The organism is Inquilinus sp. (assembly GCF_057815775.1).
This window is the reverse complement of record NZ_JBYRFX010001202.1, coordinates 1-2,118: the sequence shown is the minus strand read 5'-3', so window position 1 is coordinate 2,118 and position 2,118 is coordinate 1. Positions and strand designations below refer to the sequence as shown.

Annotated in this window: 1 protein-coding gene and 1 pseudogene; both read left to right on the top strand. The window is 72.6% G+C overall.

Annotated features, from left to right (window positions below; translation table 11 throughout):
• On the top strand, window positions 1–1,801 hold a 1,801-nt coding region (locus AC3XYG_RS42730; protein WP_489146013.1), incomplete at its 5' end, for a thymidine phosphorylase.
• A 62-nt stretch (window positions 1,802–1,863) separates the two neighbouring features.
• Window positions 1,864–2,118 (top strand): annotated as a pseudogene (locus tag AC3XYG_RS42725) (ABC transporter substrate-binding protein); the annotation flags it as partial.

The following is a 2,118-nucleotide window of genomic DNA, read 5'->3' as shown; positions in this document are numbered from 1 at the left end:
CCAGGGCCGGCACGTCATCGCCAACGGCTCCCGCGCCGCTGTGCCGGCGCTGGCCGCGCGGGTGCCGCGCCTGGTGCTGGTCGAGGTTAGCGCGCCACCGGCGCTGCTGGCCCGCCGTATCGCCGGCCGGGGCCGCGAGGCCGGGGCCGACATCGCGGCCCGGCTGGCGCGGCCGGCGCCCGACCTGTCCGCTGCGCTGGCGGGTGGGCTGCGCATCGTCCGGGTCGCCAATGACAGCACGCCGGAGGCTGGCATCGCCGCCTTCGTCCGGCAGGTGCAGCAGGAGGCGTCGCGGCTGCGCCTGCGCGCCGTGCCGATCAACACCGGCCGGCAGAACACGGCCTTCCTGCCGCAGAACGGCACCGTGCTGCGGGCGACCGACTATCTCGGCCCCGGCAAGATCGACGTGGTCGCCGGCGACCGCAGCATCCGTGCCCAGGTCAATGTGCTGGACGACCCGCGGCTGCTGGACGACGACGAGATCGGCCGGTCGACCGAACCCTTCGCCGACCTGGGCATGGCCGCGGGCACCGACCTCTTCATCCGCCGCACCCCGTCCCCGGAAAGCCGGGGCGCGCTGCAATGCAAGATCCGCGGTGGCGCGCTGGCTGAGGAGCAGTATGCGCAGGTGGTGCGCGACATCGTCGAGGGCCGCTATCCCGACAGCGAGGTCGCGGGCTTCCTGGTGGCCGCCAACCGCGGGCTGACCGATGACGAGGTGGTGTCGCTCGCCCGGGTCCGCAGCACCTTCTCCGAACGGATCCGCTGGGACGCCCCCCTGGTGGTGGACAAGCATTCCATGGGCGGCATCCCGGGCAGCCGCATCACCCTGATCGTGGTGCCGATCGTCGCTGCCCACGGCCTGACCATGCCGAAGACCTCCTCGCGGGCGATCACCTCCGCCGCCGGCACGGCGGATGCGATGGAGACCGTCGCCCGGGTCGATCTGAGCGTGGACGAGGTGCGCCGCACGGTGGCCGCCGCCGGCGCTTGCATCGCCTGGAACGGCCGGCTGAACCATTCGGCGCTGGACGACGTGATGAACGCGATCACCCGGCCGCTCGGGCTCGATTCCAACCGCTGGTCGGTGGCGTCGATCCTGTCGAAGAAGCTCACCGCCGGGTCGACCCATGTGATCGTCGACCTGCCCTATGGCCCCAGTGCGAGGCTGAAGAGCCGGACGGAGGCGGCCGAGCTGGCCACCCTGTTCGAGACCGTCGGCGCCGGGCTGGGCCTGACCGTGCGCGCCTTCCCCACCGACGGCACGGCGCCGATCGGCCGCGGCATCGGCCCGGCGCTGGAGGTGCGCGACGTGCTGCAGATCCTGGACAACCGGCCGGAGGGTCCGGCGGATCTGCGCGAGAAAGCGCTGTTCTATGCCGGCCGTATCATCGCCTGGGACCCCGCGGTGGGCAGCGAGGCGGAAGGCCGCCGCCGGGCCGAGGCACTGCTGGCCACCGGCCGGGCGCGGGACGCTTTCGACCGCATCGTCGACGCCCAGGGCCGGCGGGCCGACCCGATCCTGCCTGCGCCCCTGGTGCAGCCGGTCTATGCCGACCGGACCGGCCCGATCGCGGCCATGGATGGCTGGGCCATCGCCGGCATCGCCCGCCGGGCCGGCGCCCCGTCCGACCCCGGCGCCGGCATCGACCTGCTGTGCCGCGTCGGCGAGGAGGTGCGGGCCGGGCAGGCGCTGTTCCTGATCCGCGCATCGACAACGCAGGATCTCGATGCCGCCGCGGCCATGGCCGGGCATCATGCCGGGATCGACATCCGCGAGAGCATCGATAGCGGGGTGTGACGACGCCGCGCGAGAGCGGCCGGACGGAAAGCTATAACCGATAAACAAACAGGGACACGGCGATGACAGGAATGGCAGGCAAGGCGATGGCGGCGGTGTTTGCACTGGCCGCCATGCTGTCCGCCCCGGTGCGGGCGGCGGAAATCTCTGTCACCCAATGGGGCACCAGCCTCTACGGCGCGCCCTATGCGGTCGCCATGGAGAAGGGCTTCTTCAAGGAGGCCGGCGTCGACATCACCGGCATCATCGGCTCCGGCGGCGGCGGCACCACCGTGCGCAACATCCTGGCCAGCCCCCTGCCCTATGGCGAGGTGGCG